This is a genomic window from Janthinobacterium aestuarii, assembly GCF_046113285.1.
Classification (GTDB): Bacteria; Pseudomonadota; Gammaproteobacteria; order Burkholderiales; family Burkholderiaceae_D; genus Janthinobacterium.
The window spans coordinates 2,015,825-2,035,620 of the sequence record NZ_CP142524.1 but is presented as its reverse complement, the minus strand read 5'-3'; the positions used below and the strand labels follow the sequence as shown (position 1 = coordinate 2,035,620).

Annotated in this window: 17 protein-coding genes, 1 pseudogene and 1 riboswitch; of the genes and pseudogenes, 7 read left to right on the top strand and 11 right to left on the bottom strand. The window is 60.8% G+C overall.

Annotated elements, in window-relative coordinates:
* Positions 1–220 precede the first annotated feature (220 nt).
* Positions 221–610, bottom strand: coding sequence for a hypothetical protein (locus OX462_RS09145; RefSeq protein WP_409028236.1), 390 nt, complete (start codon positions 608–610; stop codon positions 221–223).
* 263 nt (positions 611–873) lie between these two features.
* On the opposite strand from OX462_RS09145, the gene ompR reads away from it, so the two are divergent.
* Positions 874–1,575 carry an osmolarity response regulator transcription factor OmpR gene (ompR, locus tag OX462_RS09140; RefSeq protein ID WP_223278807.1) on the top strand — a complete coding sequence of 234 codons (702 nt, stop codon included), beginning with the start codon at positions 874–876 and terminating at the stop codon, positions 1,573–1,575.
* A 13-nt stretch (positions 1,576–1,588) separates the two neighbouring features.
* Complete coding sequence (locus OX462_RS09135; RefSeq protein WP_099410924.1) at positions 1,589–2,947, top strand: sensor histidine kinase family protein; 1,359 nt, start codon at positions 1,589–1,591, stop codon at positions 2,945–2,947.
* A 150-nt stretch (positions 2,948–3,097) separates the two neighbouring features.
* On the opposite strand, the gene OX462_RS09130 is transcribed toward OX462_RS09135, so the two are convergent.
* Together OX462_RS09130 and OX462_RS09125 are read right to left on the bottom strand one after the other, a co-directional pair.
* On the bottom strand, positions 3,098–3,577 hold the full coding sequence (locus tag OX462_RS09130; protein WP_409028235.1) for an Imm26 family immunity protein: 480 nt from the start codon (positions 3,575–3,577) through the stop codon (positions 3,098–3,100).
* A 93-nt stretch (positions 3,578–3,670) separates the two neighbouring features.
* Positions 3,671–3,976 (bottom strand): ferritin family protein, encoded by a 306-nt coding sequence (locus OX462_RS09125; RefSeq protein WP_070224179.1) that lies wholly within the window; start codon positions 3,974–3,976, stop codon positions 3,671–3,673.
* A gap of 142 nt (positions 3,977–4,118) precedes the next feature.
* On the opposite strand from OX462_RS09125, the pseudogene OX462_RS09120 reads away from it, so the two are divergent.
* The 3 genes and pseudogenes from OX462_RS09120 to OX462_RS09110 all read left to right on the top strand — a co-directional run bounded on the left by OX462_RS09120 (position 4,119) and on the right by OX462_RS09110 (position 9,782).
* Positions 4,119–5,275, top strand: a pseudogene (locus OX462_RS09120) (iron-containing alcohol dehydrogenase).
* 67 nt (positions 5,276–5,342) lie between these two features.
* Positions 5,343–5,440: riboswitch (TPP riboswitch) on the top strand.
* A gap of 85 nt (positions 5,441–5,525) precedes the next feature.
* Positions 5,526–7,673, top strand: a complete 2,148-nt coding sequence (locus tag OX462_RS09115; protein WP_409028234.1) for a TonB-dependent siderophore receptor — start codon at positions 5,526–5,528, stop codon at positions 7,671–7,673.
* Between the two features lie 198 nt (positions 7,674–7,871).
* Entirely contained in the window at positions 7,872–9,782 is a 1,911-nt protein-coding gene (locus tag OX462_RS09110) for an alpha/beta hydrolase family protein (protein WP_409028233.1), read from the top strand.
* On the opposite strand, the gene OX462_RS09105 is transcribed toward OX462_RS09110, so the two are convergent.
* From OX462_RS09105 to OX462_RS09095, 3 genes are all read right to left on the bottom strand, one after another.
* Positions 9,779–10,315 carry an ATP/GTP-binding protein gene (locus tag OX462_RS09105; RefSeq protein ID WP_409028735.1) on the bottom strand — a complete coding sequence of 179 codons (537 nt, stop codon included), beginning with the start codon at positions 10,313–10,315 and terminating at the stop codon, positions 9,779–9,781. The two genes, OX462_RS09110 and OX462_RS09105, sit on opposite strands and share 4 nt — an antisense overlap.
* Complete coding sequence (gene pnuC / locus OX462_RS09100) at positions 10,315–10,926, bottom strand: nicotinamide riboside transporter PnuC (protein WP_070224181.1); 612 nt, start codon at positions 10,924–10,926, stop codon at positions 10,315–10,317. Before pnuC ends, OX462_RS09105 begins: the two co-directional genes overlap by 1 nt.
* 85 nt (positions 10,927–11,011) lie before the next feature.
* Positions 11,012–11,530: a DUF2867 domain-containing protein gene (locus OX462_RS09095; protein WP_070224024.1), complete on the bottom strand. Its 519-nt coding sequence runs from the start codon at positions 11,528–11,530 to the stop codon at positions 11,012–11,014.
* Between the two features lie 67 nt (positions 11,531–11,597).
* Between OX462_RS09095 and OX462_RS09090 the strand changes: the two genes are divergently transcribed.
* Together OX462_RS09090 and OX462_RS09085 are read left to right on the top strand one after the other, a co-directional pair.
* Positions 11,598–12,248 (top strand): TetR/AcrR family transcriptional regulator, encoded by a 651-nt coding sequence (locus OX462_RS09090; protein WP_121670043.1) that lies wholly within the window; start codon positions 11,598–11,600, stop codon positions 12,246–12,248.
* Positions 12,230–12,721: a hypothetical protein gene (locus OX462_RS09085; RefSeq protein WP_409028232.1), complete on the top strand. Its 492-nt coding sequence runs from the start codon at positions 12,230–12,232 to the stop codon at positions 12,719–12,721. Before OX462_RS09090 ends, OX462_RS09085 begins: the two co-directional genes overlap by 19 nt.
* A gap of 3 nt (positions 12,722–12,724) precedes the next feature.
* Here OX462_RS09085 and OX462_RS09080 read toward each other — a convergent pair whose 3' ends face one another.
* The 5 genes from OX462_RS09080 to OX462_RS09060 form a co-directional block, all read right to left on the bottom strand.
* Positions 12,725–13,258, bottom strand: coding sequence for a hypothetical protein (locus OX462_RS09080; protein WP_409028231.1), 534 nt, complete (start codon positions 13,256–13,258; stop codon positions 12,725–12,727).
* Positions 13,259–13,386: 128 nt separating this feature from the next.
* Positions 13,387–14,484 (bottom strand): tetratricopeptide repeat protein, encoded by a 1,098-nt coding sequence (locus OX462_RS09075; protein WP_409028230.1) that lies wholly within the window; start codon positions 14,482–14,484, stop codon positions 13,387–13,389.
* A gap of 27 nt (positions 14,485–14,511) precedes the next feature.
* On the bottom strand, positions 14,512–16,104 hold the full coding sequence (locus OX462_RS09070; protein WP_409028229.1) for a tetratricopeptide repeat protein: 1,593 nt from the start codon (positions 16,102–16,104) through the stop codon (positions 14,512–14,514).
* A gap of 27 nt (positions 16,105–16,131) precedes the next feature.
* Positions 16,132–17,730 carry a tetratricopeptide repeat protein gene (locus OX462_RS09065; protein ID WP_409028228.1) on the bottom strand — a complete coding sequence of 533 codons (1,599 nt, stop codon included), beginning with the start codon at positions 17,728–17,730 and terminating at the stop codon, positions 16,132–16,134.
* 145 nt (positions 17,731–17,875) lie between these two features.
* A complete protein-coding gene (locus OX462_RS09060; RefSeq protein WP_409028227.1) occupies positions 17,876–19,789 on the bottom strand; it encodes a phospholipase D-like domain-containing protein in 1,914 nt (637 codons plus the stop codon).
* Between the last annotated feature and the right edge of the window lie 7 nt (positions 19,790–19,796).

Below are 19,796 nucleotides of genomic sequence, written 5' to 3'. Positions count from 1 at the left end.
AACAATATCACGGGGCGTGGCGGTATGCCGGATTAGCATAATCCTGGCGCAACAAACAGGGGAATGAAAAATGGAGATGGATGTTTCAGGTAAAGTCACGACATCTGGCAAGACCGTAGCGAGCGGAAGTGAATTGTGGCCGAGAAGCGGAACTGTACTTTAGTACAGTGAGCATCGCAGGCCACAAGTCGCGACGCGCAGTAGGTATTGCCGGATGTCATCAACGACGCGGCGGATTCGAGTAAATATCCTGGCCCACTTCGTTGATCTGGCGGCGCAGGTCGCGGCGCTCGTCGGGCGTCATGCGGCCCGTGCGGCGTGAGGCGTCTGCGCCCTCGTTGGCGCGGCGCTGCTCTTCGGCGCGGGTGTCGAAACTGCGTACGTCACGCTGTTCGCGCAGTCGCGTATCATTGCTATTGCTGCGCTGTACCTGTTCATACCGCTGGGCCTGCATTTGCTGCTGGTCGTCACGGCGTGGCGGCGGCTGGTTTTGCGCCAGCGCCAGGCTGGCGGCAAACACGGAACAAACGGCAAATGCGGACAGCACAGTCGTACGTGCGGCAATAGCTGCGCTGGGAGCGGCGTGAATTTTTTTAGTAAAGATATTCATTGAGTTCCTCTTCCGCGATGCCGTATAAACTAAAGCTGATTTCCACTGTGGCCCCAGTGTATGATGCTTTACACGGTGCAGTAAGAGTAATTGGGTAAAGTTTGTAACACTTTGTAATGGGTCGCCACAGCCCCTTGCCGACGCCGCGCGAGGCGTTACTATAGCAACTAATATAAGATAACACGACACCCTAAATGACCACAACCTCCACTACCGGCAGCAATACAACAACGCAATCGATCCATGGCCACCAGGCAAAAATCATGGTGGTCGATGACGATGTGCGCCTGCGCGACCTGCTGCGGCGCTACCTGACCGAACAGGGCTTCAATGTCTTCACGGCAGAGAGCGCGACGGCCATGAACAAGCTGTGGCTGCGCGAACGCTACGACCTGCTGGTGCTCGACCTGATGCTGCCGGGCGAAGACGGCCTGTCGATCTGCCGCCGCCTGCGCGGCGCGGGCGACCAGACGCCGATCATCATGCTGACGGCCAAGGGCGAGGACGTGGACCGCATCGTGGGCCTGGAAATGGGCGCCGACGACTACCTGCCGAAACCATTCAATCCGCGCGAACTGGTGGCCCGCATCGGCGCCGTGCTGCGCCGCAAGGGTCCCGATGAAATCCCGGGCGCGCCGTCGGAAACGCCGCAAACCTTCGAATTCGGCGACTTCGTGCTGGACCTGGGCACGCGCACCTTGAAAAAGAATGGCGAAACGGTGCCGCTGACCACGGGCGAATTTTCCGTATTGAAAGTGTTTGCCCGCCATGCGCGCCAGCCGCTGTCGCGCGAAAAACTGATGGAACTGGCGCGCGGACGCGAATACGAAGTGTTCGACCGCAGCCTGGACGTGCAGATTTCGCGCCTGCGCAAACTGATCGAACCCGATCCGTCGAGCCCGCTCTTCATCCAGACCGTGTGGGGCCTCGGCTACGTCTTCATCCCGGACGGACAGCCGCGCTGATCGCTGGCGAGGCATGATGAAGCTTGTTCCCGATATCAGCCTGGCGCGGCTGAAAAGCGGCCTGTTCTGGCGCACCTTTTTGCTGCTCGGCACCTTGACCACGGTCAGCATGATCACCTGGATCGGCATGATTTCCGTCATCCAGCGCGAGCCGCAGGCGCAGCAGATTTCCGCCCAGATCATTTCCGTCGTCACCATCACGCATGCGGCACTGACGCACTCGGCGCCCGAGTTGCGCCGCGAGCTGCTGTTCGACCTCGTCAGCAACGAAGGCATCCGCATCTTCTCGCTGGAAGAGGACGACCGCATCGAGCCGCCGCCCGACAATTACCTGATGCCGGAGATCGAGGCGCTGGTGAAGGCCAAGCTGGGCAAGGACACGCGCTTTTCCGCGCGCGTCAACGGCGTGGCCGGCTTCTGGGTCAGCTTCAAGATCGACGACGACGAGTACTGGCTGATGCTGGACCGCGAACGCCTGCGCGGCCTGACGGGCTTCCAGTGGCTGGGCTGGGCCAGCCTGGTGTCCCTGCTGTCCCTGCTGGGCGCGGCCATCATTTCAAGCCTGATCAATCTGCCGCTGTCGCGTCTGACGGCGGCCGCGCGCGACATCGCCAAGGGCAAGCAGCCGGCGCCGTTGCCGGAAAAAGGGCCGATCGAAATCATCGAGGCGAACCGCAGCTTCAACCAGATGGTCGATGATCTGAAACAAGTGGAATCGGACCGCGCCGTGATTTTGGCCGGCATTTCGCACGACTTGCGCACGCCGCTGGCGCGCATGCAGCTGGAAGTGGAAATGGCCAACCTGTCGGACGAGGCGCGCGAAGGCATCCAGTCCGATATCGGGCAGATGGACGCCATCATCGGCCAGTTCCTCGACTACGCCAAGCCGACGGAAGCGTCGAGCTTTACCGACGTCGACCTCAGCGGTTTGCTCCACGATATGACGCGCGAAGCGATGCGCCTGTCGGACGTGAAGCTCAACGCCACCATCGCCGATGGCGCGCATGCGATGGGCAACCCCACCGACTTGCGCCGCGTGCTGAACAACCTGATCGAGAATGCGCGCCGCTATGGCAAGACGCCGGGCAGCGACGTGACGGAAATCGACATCGCCTGCCAGGTGCGCACCAGCCACGGCGCGAAAAAGGTGATCATCGAGGTACAAGACCACGGCACGGGCGTGCCGGCGGAAAAGATCGAGCAGCTGATGAAACCGTTCACCCGCCTCGACACGGCGCGCGGACAAGCCAACGGCGCTGGCCTGGGCCTGGCCATCGTCGACCGCGTGCTGCTGCGCCACGGTGCCGAATTGCAGGTGCGCAACCGCGAAGGCGGCGGCCTGGCGTTTCAGATCAGCTTGCCGGCGGCATAAGTGGCGTAGGTCGGATTAGCGAGGCCTTGCCTCGCGTAATCCGACAACATTGTTGACCTGGGCCGCTGGTGGTGTCGGCTTACGCGCTTTGCGCTAATCCGACCTACGCGGTCCAATGCAGGTTCCGGCACCAAGGCCGCCCGACAGCCATCACGCCGACGCCTGCTCCTGCGCCAGCAATTTACTCATCAGCAATTCCGTCGCCCCGTAGCCGTACAGGGAATCGCTTTCCATGCCCGGCGTGTCGAAGGGGATCGATTCCTCGCGGTTCAGCTTGGCAGGATCGGCGTCCGCATAGCTGGCGCGCCAGGCGCGCTGCAGGGATTCGTTGCGGCGGATAAAGGCCGGCATGGGCCAGTCGTCACGGTTCCAGTGGGGACTGTCGCCCAGCAGGGGCCAGCGCTCGTTGAGCAGCGCCATGTCGCCCGTGCGCAGGCGGCGCACGGCCTGTTCCGGCCGCAAGCCTTCCAGCTCTTCCAGCGCGGGCAAGCGGTCGCGTTTCGGGCCGAACATATACGCCAGCATGATGCGCCCGGCAGGCGCCCTGCGCGCCACCACGCCGACGGCATAACCGCCGCCCGGCAGGGGCACGGCAAACCAGCTGCCTTCTCGGTATGGTAATGATTTCATTTCTGCAGACTCCCCCAAAATCGTGTTCGGGGCACAGTCTACGCGAAGCAAAGGTTAAATGGCGCATGGTACGCCACAACAACAAACCAATAGTTACAATATTTTCTCGTCATAGTGATACTGAGCAACAATTGGCCCCGCCTTGAACAGCGCTTCTTTCATGGCCGCATCAAGGCGCGCGTCGCGGCGGCGCATCCATTCGAGCAGCATGGCCGCTTCCTTGCGGCTCGTGTCGCCCGCATGCGCGAGCACGCGGCGCAGTTCGGGGTCCGTGCACGCCTCGAAGCGCTGGCTGTTCAAGTCCAGCGCCTGCAGCGCGGCGATGGTGGCGCCGATGGCGCGGTGCATGTCGAGCGCGGTGGCCGGCAAGCCGGATTCTTCCAGTGGGACGGTGGTCATGCGCATTCCTTTTCGCGTGGTGGTGACATCGGCTGCATTCTCCACCGCGCGGGCGAAAAGCTCAAGCGTCCACGACACGATTTCACCCGTTCGGCCATAATCATGGCTCAGCAACAGCCTATACCTCGGCAGCAGGAGCCCCATGTTCAATTTCGACTTTTACAATCCGACGCAAATCCTCTTCGGCCAGGGCCAGATCGCCGCCATCGCCGGCCTGATCCCGCCCCAGGCGCGGGTCCTGATGACCTACGGCGGCGGCAGCATCAAGCAGAACGGCGTCTACGATGAAGTCAGGGCGGCGCTGGCCGGCCACACGGTGCTGGAATTTGCCGGCATCGAACCCAATCCCAGCTATGAAACCCTATGCAGGCCGTGGCCATGGTGAAAAGCGAGCGCATCGATTTCCTGCTGGCCGTCGGCGGCGGCTCCGTGGTCGATGGCACCAAGTTCATCGCCGCCGCCGCCTTGCATGAAGGCGAAGCGTGGGACATCCTGGCCAAAGGCGGCAAGATCGTCGAAGCCGCCCTGCCCTTCGGCACCGTGTTGACGTTGCCGGCCACGGGTTCCGAAATGAATGGCTCGGCCGTGATCACGCGCAAGGCCACGCAGGAAAAGCGCTCGTTCATGAGCCGCAAGGTGTATCCGAAATTCTCCGTGCTGGACCCGTCGAAGACGTTCACCTTGCCGCTGCGCCAGGTGGGCAATGGCGTCGTCGATGCGTTTGCGCATGTGATGGAGCAGTATTTGACCTATCCCGTGAACGCATCCGTGCAGGACCGCTTCGCCGAAGGCATTTTATTGACGCTGATCGAGGAAGGCCCGAAAGCCCTGTCGCACCCGGACGACTACGACGTGCGCGCCAACGTGATGTGGAGCGCCACCCTGGCCTTGAACGGCCTGATCGGCGTGGGCGTGCCGCAGGACTGGTCCACGCACGCCATCGGCCACGAATTGACGGCCCTGTACGAGCTCGACCATGCGCAGACGCTGGCCATCATCCTGCCCAGCATGCTGCGCGTGCGCAAGCAGGCCAAGCGCGCCAAGCTGCTGCAATACGCGGCCCGCGTGTGGGGCCTCGATGGCGGCGACGAAGAGGGCCGCATCGAGGCGGCCATCGCGCGCACGGAATTCTTCTTCCGCCACATGGGCGTCAAGACGCGCCTGGCCGACTACGGTCTGAACCACGCGAGCGTGGACGCCGTCGTGTCCGCCCTGGAAGCGCACGGCATGACGGCGCTGGGCGAACAGCGCGAAGTGACGCCCGCCGTCAGCCGCAAGGTGCTCGAACTGAGTCTGTAGATTTCGTCGACACTGTTGTAAAACGGTCAGCCGGGTGGGACAGCTGGCCGTGCTTCATGCTAAGCTGTCATTTCGCTAGGGGTCCTGGAGCAGTCATCCGGGTGAGAGATACCCTTCGTACCTGATCTGGATAATGCCAGCGAAGGAAAGCGCAAAGTACCTCCCTCCTTTGATAGCTCCTGCGTTGGCGCCAGCCGAACAAGCAGCCTGCCGTGCTCTTTCCCGAGACGGCTTGAACCACGAGCAATCTATGTCCACACCGAATTTATCTGTTTCCGTCCTGACACTGGCCATCCTGCACGCGTTTGCCGCGCCTGCCTTCGCCGCGAATGACACCACCGAAGCGGCCGACCCGCAGGCGCAAAGCATGGCCGAAGTCGTCGTCACGGCCAGCAAGGCGCCGGCCGCCAAGCGCGCCTCCGTGGGCGGTTTCAGCGATGCGCCGCTGCTGCAGACGCCCGCGTCCGTCACCGTCATTTCGCAGAAAGACATGCAGGACTTGCAAATCCGCAATCTCAGCGATGCCGTCAAGCTCGACGCCAGCATCAACGATGCCTACAACGCCGTCGGCTATGCGGAACAGTTCACGATCCGCGGCTTCAAGCTCGACAACAATTCCAGCTACCGCAAGGATGGCGTGGCCATTCCTGGCGACACGCAAATTCCGCTGGAAAACAAGGAACGCATCGAAGTGCTGAAAGGCCTGGCCGGCTTGCAGGCAGGCGTGGCCGCGCCGGGCGGCGTGATCGACTTCATCGTCAAGCGCCCCACCGCCGCGCCGCTGCGCACGGTCACCGTGGAAACGCGCGAGCGGGGCACCCTGTACGGCGCCGTCGACCTGGGCGGCCGCATGGAAGACACGCGGTTCGGCTACCGGGTCAACGTGGCAGCCGAGCGCCTGCGCTCCTACATCAAGGGCGCGGACGGCAACCGCAAGTTCATTTCCGGTGCCTTCGACTGGCAAATCTCGCCGCAAGCGCTGCTGCAACTGGACGCCGACTACCAGGACAAGGCGCAGGCGACGGCGCCCGGCTTCCAGCTGCTGAACAATAAGACCTTGCCGACCGGCATCAGCGCCGACGCCATGCTCAACCTGCAGCCGTGGACGCGCCCCGTGGAAACCGTCACCAGCAATATCGGCCTGCGCTTCCAGTACGCCTTCAATGACGACTGGCACGCCACCGTGTCGGCCAACCAGCACTCGTTCAAGCGCGACGACTACACGGCCTTCCCGTATGGCTGCAGCGGACAGGACCTGTACCCCGGCTTCTGCGGCAATGGCGATTACGACGTGTATGACTACCGCAGCCTGGGCGAGACGAAAAAACCGCTGAGCGCGCAAGCCATGATCCAGGGCAAGTTCGCCACCGGCTCCCTGCGCCATGAACTCACGGCCGGCGTCTCGACCTTCCGCCGCAAGGACCGCGCCGGCCTGTACGTGTACGACTGGGTCGGCGTGAGCAACATCTACCAGCCGCAGATCGTCGGCACGTCGCCCGGCGTCACGGGCCCCGTGCGCCTGGTGCGCAAGGATACGGAAAACTCCGTCTTCGTGCAGGATATCGTCAGCCTGGCGCCGAACTGGAAACTGCATGGCGGCTTGCGCCATATCAATGTCGATGGCTACCAGTACGTGCTGAAGGCCGACACGGAAATCCGCGCCAAGCACGATTTCCTGCTGCCGAATGTATCGCTCGTCTACACCCCGCTCGACAATGTGTCCGTGTATGCGGCCTATTCGCAGGGCATGGAACATGGCGGCACGGCCGACCGCAAGGCGATGAATGCCAATGAAGAACTGTCACCGAGCCGCTCGAAGCAGATCGAACTCGGCGCCAAGATGGATGTGACGCCGGACTTCATGCTGGCGGCCAGCCTGTTCCAGATCCGCAAAGGCCTGGAATTCCAGAACACGGCCGGCTACTTCGTGCGCGAAGGCCAGGCCCAGCACCGCGGCCTGGAATTGTCGGCCCAAGGCAAGGCAAGCGCCAACCTGAGCCTGGGCGCTTCCGTGACGGCCCTGAACAGCCAGCAGTCGGGCACGGGCAATGCGGACCTCGACGGCAAGCGCGTACCCAACGTGCCCGCCTTCAAGGCGGCCGTGCATGCGGACTACGCCGTACAACAGGTGGCGGGCCTGAGCGTGAATGGCAGCTGGGAATATGCGGGCAAGAAAGCGTTTGAGTACAACAACACGACCTTCGTGCCGTCGTACCACGTGTTCAACCTGGGCGCCGCTTACGCCACGCGCATCGCCGGCACGCGCGCCGTGCTGCGCGCCGCCGTCAACAACGTAGCCGACAAGTTCTACTGGCGCGACGTGACGCCGGAATCGGACGGCTATCTGTATCCGGGCGCCAGCCGCACGTTCAAGGTGTCGGCGCAGTTCGATTTTTAATTTCTGTAAAGATTGATCCAGGGCGCAAGAGACCTGGCACGGGGACGACGGCGAGGATGGCGAGGAAGCTGGAAATATTTCCTAATAGGAATTGATTTTATTGCTACAATAAATATCATTATTTGCAACTACCCACCCTTGCCGATGCCTACATTGCCACGCGCCTTGCCCCTTCTCGTCGCCGTCCTGTTCCCGACTTTGGCGGCCAGCGCTGCCTGGTCGGCAGAGCGACTCATCCCCATCGAACACTTCACCAAGCGCGATGCCGTCAGTAAGCTGCGGCTTTCGCCAGATGGCAAGCATTTGGCCGTGACGGTGCAAGTTCCCCAGGGTGAACGCATGGTTCCCACCATCGGGATCTACAGCCTGCCCGAGATGCAACTGGTCGGCACGCTGCGCCTGCGTATCTTTGAAGTGCCGATGAGCTACTTCTGGCTGAACAACCGGCGCCTCGTCATGCGCAAGGGCGAGGAACAAGGCTCCCTCGAAAAGCCCATGTCGACGGGAGAAATCCTCGCCTTTGACCTCGACGGCAACAAGCAGGAATATTTGTATGGCTATGAAATGTTTCGCTCATCAAGCCGCGGACAGTATCAGGATGATTATGGCTACGCCTATATCAATACCATTCCCCGGCCGCGCACGGGCCATGTCTTTCTGTCCGCCCAGGACTGGGATCGCGATCGCTCGATGCTGTATGACGTGGACAGCAAACAGGGCGTGCGCAAGCTGATCGCCAATATTGCTGCGCCGCGGCTGAGTTACATCTTGCAGAATAATCAGGTGCCACGTTTTGCCTATGGCTGGAACGACGAGCTCACTCCCATCTTGTATCGCTATGACGATGCCAGCAGCGAATGGCGTCTGCATACGATGCAGAAAGGCAGGAATTTCATTCCATTCCAGTTCACGCCGGACGACAGCGCGTTTTTCGCCTTTCAGAACAACGATAACGGCCCGTATTCGCTGATACGTCAAGAACTTGCCAGCGGCAAACAAACTGTCCTGGCGCAGGATGCCGTCGGCGACGTCAGAACTGCCATGCTGGCGCCCGACGACACGCCATTTGCCGTCGTCATCGACATCGGCAGGCCACGCACCGTGTACGTCGATCCTGCCAGCGATAGCGCCAGACTGCACCAGCAATTGAGCGCCTCGTTTCCGGACGATCATGTCCAGTTCATCAATTTCACGGACGATGGCGCCACCTTGCTGTTTGCCGTTTCCAACGACCGCGATCCGGGCAGCTATTACCTGTATCACAAAGCCAGCAACAAGGCCGACCTGCTGTATGCGACCATGGCCGACATCGATCCGGAACAGATGGCCCCGCGCCGGCCGATTGCCTTCAAGGCACGTGACGGACTGGACCTGCATGGCTACCTGACCATGCCGAAGCATGCTCCCGGCGTCAAGCTGCCTCTGGTGGTGATGCCCCATGGCGGCCCGCACGGCATCGCCGACACCTGGTATTTCGATAGCGACGCCCAATTCCTTGCCAGCCGCGGCTATGCGGTGCTGCAGGTAAACTACCGTGGCTCCGATGGTCGCGGCGAGCGGTTCCGGCGCGCCGGCTATCGCCAATGGGGTACGCTGATCCAGGATGACATCCTCGACGGCCTCGCGGCCGTACTGGCGCAGGGTGAAGTCGATGCCAGCCGCGTCTGTTCGTATGGCGCCAGCTTCGGCGCGTATGCGGCCATGATGCTGCCTGTCCGTGCGCCTGGCGCCTTCAAATGCGCGATTGGCTATGCCGGCGCGTATGAACTGAAGCTGCTGCAGGACGCCCCCATGACGCGCCGCCTCAAGTATGTGCGGCGCGAGTTCCAGGACTATCTGGGCGAGGATACACGCGAACTCGATGCCATTTCACCGAGCCAGCAAGCGCAGCGGATCAAGGTGCCGGTGTTGCTCATCCATGGCGACAAGGATGAGACCACGCCGCCCGTGCAGGCCGAGCTGATGCGCAAGGCGCTGATTGCCGCCAATAACGCGCCCGAATGGATGATGGTGGAAGACGAGGGGCATGGCTTTTACAAGACGCGCAACGCCACCGCGATGTATCGGAAACTGGAAGCATTCCTGCACCAGCATATTGGCAGGCCTTAACGCTGCAGGACTGCCGCAGCCCTCGCCATCCAGCCGTCAACCTGCTTCAAGCGCTGCGCGAGTGGACCGTTGACCAGCAGGTAGGCGATGCCGCGCGCGTCCAGCTCGTCGAGCAGATAGCGGTAGATCAGCTGGCGCACGGCTTCCGATTCGCGCTGCAAACCGTCTGGCGTCCAGGGGCTGTCGGGAGCAGTCACGATGGTCGCGTGGTATTGATGGCCGGCGGCCAGCGCCGCCAGTTGCGCATCGGCGCCATTGAAATAATGGCGGCTGTAGACCGCCGTCATCAACGGCGTCGTGTCGCAGAACAGGAAGTTGCGCGCCTGTGCGGCCGCGGCCGCTTCGCGTTCAACTTGCGTACGCGCAATCTCATACTGGTCTTCCGCCACAGGCACCCTGCCCTGCGTGGCGACGAATTCACGTAAATACTCAGGCACCCAGACGGTGCCGTAGCGCTCGGCCAGCGCGGCCGCCAGGGTCGACTTGCCCGACGATTCCGCGCCCAGGATGGCCACGCGCACGCAGCGGTCCATCACTTGAGGACCATTGCATCGGGCGCGGCCGGCGCCGCTTTTTTCCACGCCAGCAAGCCGATCGTGGCCATGACAACAAACACGGCATACAGGATAGCCGTCAGGGTCAGGTCCTTGTGCAGGTACAGCCACACGTACAGCACGTCGACGACGATCCAGACGATCCAGTTTTCCAGCTTCTTGCGCGACAGCAGGAATTGCCCCACCAGGCTGCCTGCCGTGAGGAAACCGTCCGCGTGAGGCACGTCCGTGTCGGTGGAGGTCAGCAGCCAGGCCAGCAGCACAAAGCCCGCCAGCCACGCCAGGGCGCTGCCCAGCCAGCCGCGCATGCCCAGCCGCGTGACGGGCAGGGTCTTGCCGCCGCTGGCCGGATGCAGCCACTGGTACCAGCCCCAGAACGAGACGCTGATGAACAGCAATTGCAAGGCCATGTCGCCATACAGGCGCGATTCGAAAAACACGAAACCGTAGGCGGCCGAGGAAATGATGGCGAACAGCCACGCCCAGTGATTCTGGCGGATGTTCAGCGCAACGGTTGTCAGTGCCAGGACAAAGGAAATCAGTTCAAGCGGCGTGGTGGCAAAACCCAGCAGGAGAAGCGTATCGTTCATGGGAATCGTGATGAGGCTGGTGGTGCAGTATGCAATACCGGCCATGAATAAGCAAGATTGCCCTTGCCGTCCGCCCCTCCCCGCCTCAGGCGAAGCCTGCCCTGGCCGCCCGCGCCAGCGAATGCCGCACGATCAGCTTGTGAAACGGCCGGATCAGCAGGATATAGGCACGCCCCACCCGGTTATGGCAATGCACGACGCTGGAGACGGTCACGTTGCCATGGCGGCCCGCGTCGCGGTTGCGCAGCACCGACAGGCGAAAGTCCAGATGGCTGTCATCCTCGCCCAGGATAATCTCGTCGTCGCTGACGGCATAGATGCGGAAGATGCCGATGCGCTTGCCGGGCCGCGCTTCCATCTGTTTTGCCGTCCGGATGCCGAAACGCGCCACGATGGCGTCGCGCAGCACCATCAGCTTGCGCGCCCAGCCCGGCTGCTTGCCCAGCAGCTGGCGCGCCAGGCTCTGCATGTCCATCTGGCGCGCCTGCGCGGTGGGCAAATCGACGGCGTACGCGTCGGCCAGGTTGCTGCCGGGATACAGCGGGGCGATGCTGGCGCCTGGCGGCAAGTCCACGGTGCGGACGGCAATGTTCATCTCATGCATGTGCTCTCCATGTTTTCAGTGATAACATGCCCATCATACACGACAATGTGAACAGCGATAACATCGAATGACAACAACGAGCACCTACCATCACGGCAACTTGCGCGACACCCTGGTCGCCACCGTCATCGCGCAACTGGCGCAGCAGCATGACGCCGCCCTCTCGCTGCGCGAACTGGCGCGCACGGTGGGCGTCTCGGTCGCCGCCGTGTACCGCCACTTCCCCAGCAAGGAAGCCTTGCTGGCCGAGGTGGCGGCGGCCGGCTTCGCCAGCCTGATACAGAAATGGGAAACGCAGCTGCCGCCGCCGGGCAGCTTGCCGGCCGAACAGCGCTTTCAATTGCTGGGCCAGCAATACATCGAATTCGCCCTGGCCGCGCCGGCCCACTACCGGCTGATGTTCGAGCACCAGGACGTGCGCCAGTTCCCCGCCCTGCAGGAAGCGGCGCAAGCGTGCTTTCAATATGTGCTGCAGACGGCAGGCGCGGCCGTGCGCGAAGCGGGCCTCGACCCGCGCTGGGACAAGGCCGCCGCCAGCGCCGGCTGGTCCTTGGGCCACGGCTACGTGATGCTGCTGCTGAGCGGCCGCCTGGCCATGGCGGACGGTGGCGACGCGCTGTCGCCGGCCATGGTGCCGCGCTTTTTTCAGTTGCCGGTGGAGGCACTGCGGCAGGCGCCGCCGTCAGGAGCTTTTGACTCATGCACAACATCTCGATAGACACGCTCTCCGTGATCGCCAGGCAATGCCTTGCCGTCACGTGCCTGCAACGCTTTTGCCGGCGCTTTGATGTGGATCATCCTGCCCTGTCCGCGTTCGCCGCTCACGTGTGGAAAGTGGCGCAGCTCGCGCCTGGTGAGTTTGCCGCCTGGGAACGGGGCTTTGCTTCCCTGGCTGTCACGGGCATGGGCGATCCCTGGCCGGAAGACGTGCGCGCGGCACTGCCGGGGCACCTGCTGGGCACGCTGGAAGCACTGGCGCAGCATGTGCTGGAAACGAGCGCCTGTACCTGGCATGGCGATGACCTTGCGGCCAGCAGGCGCCAGCTGGAAGCCGTCCTTGATATCTGTGCCAGGCATGACGTCGCCGTGCCGCAGCTTGGGCACTATGCGCAGCACGATGCGGCGCTGCGCGGCGGCTGGGGGCCGGCGCTCACGGACGAAGAAGTCAGGGCGTGGCAAGCCCTGATATAGCGCTTACACCAGAAGGCCTTGGCGCACCTGGTCGAGCAGGCGCTCCTCTTCATCCGTATCGGCATCGACTTGCGTGACCACCGTCCAGAACGGCGCGCACGTCTTGATCTGCTCGAAAGCATGGCACGTTTCCAGCCGCACCATGGTTTTCCTGAGGCTGTGCAGATAGCCTTCCTCGATGGCGCAGAGCAGCTCGTCATCGGCAGCGTCGATCAGCTCGCTCAACGCGCCTTCGATCCTTGCGTGGCCCTCTTCCCATAGTTGCCCGATTTCCGGCACATCGGCTTCCATGCACTCGTTCGACCAGTCCGGAGGATAGTAATCGCGCGCCCTGTTACCGGGATCGGTGTCAAAGCTCAGCGAAATGGACGGGAACGATACGGCGTTGAAGGCAAAGGCTGAAAATGCCTGATCCTTGAAAGCGGACGCGCCCAGCAGCGCCAGCGAGGCATTGGCCAGCCTGAACCAGGTTGCTTCAACGTCATAGGCTGTTTCAAACGCGTGCCAATCCGGCGGCAAATCGGGAGTCTGGGGCATGGGAACCTGTCGAAAAAGAATAGCGGTGGATAGTGCGCGGAATTATACGTGGCGCAGCCCATGCGGCAGGTCGTGGCGCGTGTACAGTGCGAGCGATGCCGGGACGGCAAACCGGCGGGACGCTGCGCCTAGCCGGCAGCCAGGAAGTAGGTTTTTTGTAACTGCGCGGCGGCGCTTGGCTGCGGGGTGGCTGGCGGCGAGCGGACGCCCATGGCCGCGTCAAGCAGGCTCTTTCGTTGACCATCCCAGGGCGGCAGATCGGCTGGTGGCAATGGCAAGATTTTATCGAGGTTGGGAAAGCGGCGATTGGGGTTGAAGCCGAGGGCACGACTAAGTACGCCGTAACGTTCCGCTCGCGCTTTATCAATGTACGGAACCAGCATATTTGCAAGATCAAACGGATCGCCGAATTCAATCGTGAGTTTGTTTGCGCATTTCTCGCAGCCCAGCCTTACTCCGGTATGTAATACTTGCAAGGCACGCTCTTTGGTTTCAGTTGTTCTTTCCCCATCAGACGTGCCGTCAGGCGTTCTTAATACAACATATAAATAAGATAAATCATATGCGGATGGGCCATATCCCTGCCCCAGTGCACACTCCATCATCTTGATTGCCACAGGAATATTCCCCCACATTTCAGCACCCGGATAATCCTTCCCCGCAGTGAGTTTTTCTCCTAAAAAACCCAGCGCTTGGGGGTTACCCATCTGCGCCGCCTTTTGCCAAAAGGCATAGGCACGCGTGATGTCGCCTTTGACACCCGTGCCATTCGCGTAATACGTCCCCATCCGGTCATAGGCCGCCGGTATGCCCAGCCGCATTGCCTTTTCCACCAGTTGCACCGCTTCTTCCTCACCATATAAAGGATCGCGCCCTTCCACATACAGGCTGGCCAGATTGAGCATCGCCTTCCAGTGCAATCGCTCTGCCGCCTGACGCGTCAAATCGACGATTTTTTTGTAGTCGCGGTCTTCCACGAAAATTTCAGGATATTCCAAGGCGCGTGCTGCGAGAAACCAGTCCTCGGCTTGCGCATCAATGGGCGGCACCTTGTTCGATTCGATTTCACAAATGAAATCAGGGACATGCGGATTGAAGAGGGGCAGACTCTGGTTCCGTGGCAGGACTTTGTCGTTAGGCATTTTGCAGGCAAGCAGGCAGCACAAGACAATCAGCGACGCAAGGCGTCCTCTTGTGGCAGCCATGCTGGATTGATTCCAAATCATTGCGTGCTCCATCGCTACGGCATTGCGTTACCCAAGATCAGGAAGGGACACATCCATCAAATGCCACGTCACCTCGTCGGCAGGCAAATCGAGCAGCCAGTCGCGGCGCGGTCGCGGGAACGGTGCGCCCTGGGTCAGCCAGGCCTGGCGCCAGTACTGGTTGACGATGGCCTGCAGCGGATGGTCGGCCGCCACCCACGGCTGCCAGACGCCGCTGATCGGACAGACCTGGTCGCAAACGCAGCTCAACAAAGGCTCGGGCCGCCCCACCTCGCGCAGCAAACCCTGCACCGCGCGCGGTTCCACGGCGCCATGGTTGTGCCGTATCGTCAGGCACTGCTCCCACGTCACGGGGCCATAACGACTGTTTCCATCAGCATCCAGCGTGCTGAAATGGCGGAACGCTTCGCCTTTGTGAAATAGCCGGGCCGCTTCCTTCACTCCTTGCCCTTGGGCGGGTTGCCAGTATGCGGAAAACGGCGCAGTCGGCGCGTCGCTGTGCAAGCCGGTGGGGTGCAGCGCATAGTTGGCGGCCAGGAAATATGGTTTTTGCAACAGCGAGGCGGCGCTTGGCTGCGGGGTGGCGGGCGGTGGGCGGACGCCCATGGCGGCGTCAAGCAGGCTCTTTCGTTGACCATCCCAGGGCGGCAGATCGGCCGGTGGCAATGGCAGGATTTTATCGAGGTTGGGAAAGCGGCGATTGGGGTTGAAGCCGAGGGCACGACTAAGTACGCCGTAACGTTCCGCTCGCGCCTTATCAATATACGGGACCAGCATATTTGCAAGATCAAACGGATCGCCGAATTCAATCTTGAGTTTGTTTGCGCATTTCTCGCAGCCCAGCCTTACTCCGGTATGTAATACCTGCAAAGCACGTTCTTTGGTTTCAGTTGTTCTTTCCCCATCAGACGTGCCGTCAGGCGTTCTTACTACAACATATAAATAAGATAAATCATATGCAGATGGGCCATATCCCTGCCCCAGCGCGCACTCCATCATCTTGATTGCCACAGGAATATTCCCCCACATTTCAGCACCTGGATAATCCTTCCCCGCAGTGAGTTTTTCTCCTAAAAAACCCAGCGCTTGCGGGTTACCCATCTGCGCCGCCTTTTGCCAAAAGGCATAGGCACGCGTGATGTCGCCATTAACACCCGTGCCATTCGCATAATACGTTCCCATCCGGTCATAGGCCGCCGGAATCCCGAGCCGCATCGCCTTTTCCACCAGTTGCACCGCTTCTTCCTCACCATGCAAGGGATCGCGCCCTTCCACATACAGACTGGCCAGATTGAGCATCGCCTTCCAGTGCAATCGCTCTGCCGCCTGATGCGTCAGAGCGACGATTTTTTTGTAATCGCGGTCTTCCACGAAAATTTCGGGATCTTCCAAGGCGCGCGCTTCGAGAAACCAGTCCTCGGCTTGCGCATCGATGGGCGGCACTTTGCTTGCCTCGGTTTCACAGATAAAGTCCGCGACATGGGGATTGAAAAGCGGCAGGCTTTGGTTGCGTGGCAGGACTTTGTCGTTAGGCATTTTGCAGGCAAGCAGGCAGCACAAGACAATAAGCGACGCAAGGCGTCCTCTTGTGGCAGCCATGCTGGATTGATTCCAAATCATTGCGTGCTCCATCGCTACGGCATTGCGTTACCCAAGATCAGGAAGGGACGCGTCCATCAAATGCCACGTCACCTCGTCGTCAGGCAAATCGAGCAGCCAGTCGCGGCGCGGTAGAGGGAACGGCGCGCCCTGGTTCAGCCACGCCTGGCGCCAGTACTGGTTGACGATGGCCTGCAGCGGATGGTCGGCCGCCACCCACGGTTGCCAGACGCCGCTGACCGGACAGGCTTGCCCGCAAGCGCAGCTCAACCATGGCTCGGGCCGCGCCACCTCGCGCAGCAAACCGCGCGCCGCGCGCGGTTCCACTGCCCCATGGTTGTGCCGTATCGTCAGGCACTGCTCCCATGTCACGGGGCCGTAACGGCTCTTTCCAGCGGCATCGAGCACGCTGAAATGGCGGAACTCTTCGCCTTTGCGAAATAGCCGGGCCGCTTCCGTCACTCCTTGCCCTTGGACGGGTTGCCAGTATGCGGAAAACGGCGCAGTCGGCGCGTCGCTGTGCAAGCCGGTGGGACGCAGCGCATAGTCGGCGGCCAGGAAATATGGTTTTTGCAACAACGAGGAGGCGCTTGGCTGCGGGGTGGCTGGCGGCGGACGGACACCCATGGCGGCGTCGAGCAGGCTCTTTCGTTGACCATCCCACGGCGGCAGATCGGCCGGTGGTAATGGCAATATTTTATCAAGGTTGGGAAAGCGGCGATTGGGGTTGAAGCCGAGGGCGTTACTAAGCATACGATATCGCTCTCCACGAGCCTTGTCTACATATGGCACCAGCATATCGGCAAGATCAAAAGGTGAACCGAATTCAATTGCCAATGCATTTGCACAATCCTCACAACCAAACTTAACACCTTCATGCAACACCTTTAATGCACGACTTTTTGTTTCAGCGTTACGCGAGCCATTTATTTTCCCATTGGCAGCCCGTGGAGATACATACAAATAATGCAAATCAAATGCTGCGGGACCATATCCTTGCCCAAATGCACATTCCAGCATTTTTGTCGCGACGGGAATATTGGACCAATAGCCCGCCCCTTCACTGGCGGGTCCAACATTTAATTTATCCGCCAAAAATGCCATCGCTTGCGGATTTCCCATCTGCGCCGCCTTTTGCCAGAAGGCATAGGCACGCGTGATGTCGCCATTGACGCCGGTACTGTTCGCATAATAGGTTCCCATCCGGTCATAAGCCGCAGGTATGCCCAAACGCATAGCCTTTTCCACCAGTTGCACCGCTTCTTCCTCACCATATACAGGATCGCGCCCTTCCACATACAGGCTGGCCAGATTGAGCATCGCCTTCCAGTGCAATCGCTCTGCTGCCTGACGCGTCAGATCAACGATTTTTTTGTAATCGCGGTCTTCCACGAAAATTTCTGGATCTTCCAAGGCGCGTGCTTCGAGGAACCAGTCCTCCGCTTGCGCATCGATCGGAGGCACCTTGCTCGCCTCGGTTTCACAGATAAAATCCGCTACATGGGGATTGAAGAGGGGCAGGCTTTGGTTGCGTGGCAAGACTTCTTTCGTGTCGTTCGACATTTTGCAGGCGCCTAAAGAGAAACTCAGGATAACTACCGTGATAAAAAATGACAGGGGAAGGGGAAAATTTTTATACTTTTTCATGCTCAACCCAAACGTAACGTTGAACTACGGTTATCTTCCAAGGGCAGCAAAAAACCGGTCATTTTTTTATCTGCAGAATTTTCAGAATACGAATTTTTTTTCCCGCGATTATCTTTCATTAATTTCACCCAGTTCCCGTAAGCATCTATAATCTCCGCCTTCGTCCCGCCCCTCCATCAACCAATCCGCCGCTATGCATGCGCCACACCCGCTTGCGCAAATCGCGGGCCACGCGGCGGTCGACGGCGGCGATATTGATTTCGCTGTCAACTGCCATGCTGCGCTGGTTCAGGTTGGCGCTGCCCAAGGTCATGAACGCGTCGTCGACCAGCATCAATTTGGAATGGATGTAGATTTCGCGGTAGCGCCAGCGGTCCTTGTCAAACGCGCTGACATTGAGCATGGCCACCGATACCTTCAGCCCGAATTCGCTTTCGAGCGTCATCACGCCGGGTTTGTTGATGCCGTTGGCATGCTGCACCACGTAGGGCAACTTGACTTCCACCTCGTTGGTGATGCCGAATCCGCCTCTGACACGCCGGGTTTTCGGCTGCTTGTTGTAGTCATCGATCATGGTGTTTTGCCCCGTCATGCCAGACTGCTGCCCCAGTGTCGCCAGCGTGTCGTGAGTGCGCGGCACCATTTGCGCGCGCTCCGGCACGGGAATGACGATGAATACGTGCATGACCGGCATGTCTTCAAGACTCTTGCCCGCCTTGACACTGCCGGCCTTCCAGGCAGCGACCACCTTCTTGCGCTCGGCCAGCAAGTGCCGGGCCCATTCTTCATACTGGAAATACTGGTTTTCCACGTACAGGTAGCCGGCCGCCAGGCTGGCCTGGGTCACGGCGCGAAAATAGGTTTCCTTGATCGTCTTGTCCTGCTCCTCGGGCTGCGTCAGGACGATCTGCACGGTGGAGTCGCTTGGCTCGGCCTTATCCAACAGCCGCGCCGGTGGGCTGCCACATGGCAACTCCCAGCTGACACAGGATTTGGAAGCCGAACGCGTGCGGTCGTCGATCGCGCGATCCCACGCCTTCACGAAATTATTGTAGAGCGCGATCAGCGCACGGCCGCCGTCGATGCGGCAGGCGTAATCCTGATAGGGCTTCAAGGTGGCGAAGCCGCCATCCGCGGCCATTCCCTGCACACACTCGCGCCGCTCGTTGACGCCGCCCTGTTCGCGGCGCGTATCGTCGAGCAGATGGGCCGTCGTGTCCCAATAATCGGTCACCGAGTTCAGGCCCATCACGTAACCGACGGCCTTGGCGCCCTCTTCATGGTCGAAATCGATCAGGACCGGCTTCTGGTGGTGCGTGCCCAGGTATTGCATGCCGGGCTTTTCGATTTCCCCCATCGTCAAGCCGTGCGGCTGGTTGATTTCGGTCGCGATACTCTTGCTGATCGCGGCGCTGTCGCCGTGCCGCAAACGAATCTCCAGGCGCCCCAACAAGCCATGGAACGCGGCCGCATACCAGCTGTGGCAATATTCTTCACGCGCCAGCATCGGGATATCCTCGGGCCGGACGATATCGCCCCTGAAAGCACTGCTTAAAACAAGTTTTTTCCTGACTGCCTCCTGCAACATCGCCAGGCTGGCTTTTGCGCTGATGTCATCAAAGCGCTGTCCACCGGTTTTCCATGGCGAGGTACCGTGCGAATGGCCCGGCATAGTGCGCGCTATCGGCGAACCGATCCGGTCATACCAGACCAGCAAGCGCACCCTGACGTGACGCCGCGTGGTGGCGTCGATCAGCAAGTCGCCAAACGTTTCGCCCCGCGGCCAGGTGGCGCTGTTGCCGCGCACCAGTTCCATGCCCGGGTCGAAACCCCAGCAGCACAGGTCGATCGAATGTTTAGCCTTGGCGATCTCGCCGGCGATGTCGGCGAACCCTTCCTGTCCGCAAATGAACAGTGTCAGCTTGTTGTTGTGCGTAATCGGATGAGTGGCCTTGCCCTTCAGGTTGCGGTTTTCCAGCAGCCACTGGAGCGAACTGGTCGCAGTCCGTCCGACTTCGTCGATATGGGTGGTTTCGATGCGGCCGCTCGATTCCGGCATGGCGCTC

Excerpts from the sequence above, each read along its gene's own strand:
- OX462_RS09145 (WP_409028236.1), bottom strand. The coding sequence starts at position 610 with ATGAATATCTTTACTAAAAAAATTCACGCCGCTCCCAGCGCAGCTATT.
- ompR (WP_223278807.1), top strand. The coding sequence starts at position 874 with ATGGTGGTCGATGACGATGTGCGCCTGCGCGACCTGCTGCGGCGCTAC.
- OX462_RS09135 (WP_099410924.1), top strand. The coding sequence starts at position 1,589 with ATGATGAAGCTTGTTCCCGATATCAGCCTGGCGCGGCTGAAAAGCGGC.
- OX462_RS09130 (WP_409028235.1), bottom strand. The coding sequence starts at position 3,577 with ATGAAATCATTACCATACCGAGAAGGCAGCTGGTTTGCCGTGCCCCTG.
- OX462_RS09125 (WP_070224179.1), bottom strand. The coding sequence starts at position 3,976 with ATGACCACCGTCCCACTGGAAGAATCCGGCTTGCCGGCCACCGCGCTC.
- OX462_RS09115 (WP_409028234.1), top strand. The coding sequence starts at position 5,526 with ATGTCCACACCGAATTTATCTGTTTCCGTCCTGACACTGGCCATCCTG.
- OX462_RS09105 (WP_409028735.1), bottom strand. The coding sequence starts at position 10,315 with ATGGACCGCTGCGTGCGCGTGGCCATCCTGGGCGCGGAATCGTCGGGC.
- pnuC (WP_070224181.1), bottom strand. The coding sequence starts at position 10,926 with ATGAACGATACGCTTCTCCTGCTGGGTTTTGCCACCACGCCGCTTGAA.
- OX462_RS09095 (WP_070224024.1), bottom strand. The coding sequence starts at position 11,530 with ATGCATGAGATGAACATTGCCGTCCGCACCGTGGACTTGCCGCCAGGC.
- OX462_RS09090 (WP_121670043.1), top strand. The coding sequence starts at position 11,598 with ATGACAACAACGAGCACCTACCATCACGGCAACTTGCGCGACACCCTG.
- OX462_RS09085 (WP_409028232.1), top strand. The coding sequence starts at position 12,230 with ATGCACAACATCTCGATAGACACGCTCTCCGTGATCGCCAGGCAATGC.
- OX462_RS09080 (WP_409028231.1), bottom strand. The coding sequence starts at position 13,258 with ATGCCCCAGACTCCCGATTTGCCGCCGGATTGGCACGCGTTTGAAACA.
- OX462_RS09075 (WP_409028230.1), bottom strand. The coding sequence starts at position 14,484 with ATGATTTGGAATCAATCCAGCATGGCTGCCACAAGAGGACGCCTTGCG.
- OX462_RS09070 (WP_409028229.1), bottom strand. The coding sequence starts at position 16,104 with ATGATTTGGAATCAATCCAGCATGGCTGCCACAAGAGGACGCCTTGCG.
- OX462_RS09065 (WP_409028228.1), bottom strand. The coding sequence starts at position 17,730 with ATGAAAAAGTATAAAAATTTTCCCCTTCCCCTGTCATTTTTTATCACG.
- OX462_RS09060 (WP_409028227.1), bottom strand. The coding sequence starts at position 19,789 with ATGCCGGAATCGAGCGGCCGCATCGAAACCACCCATATCGACGAAGTC.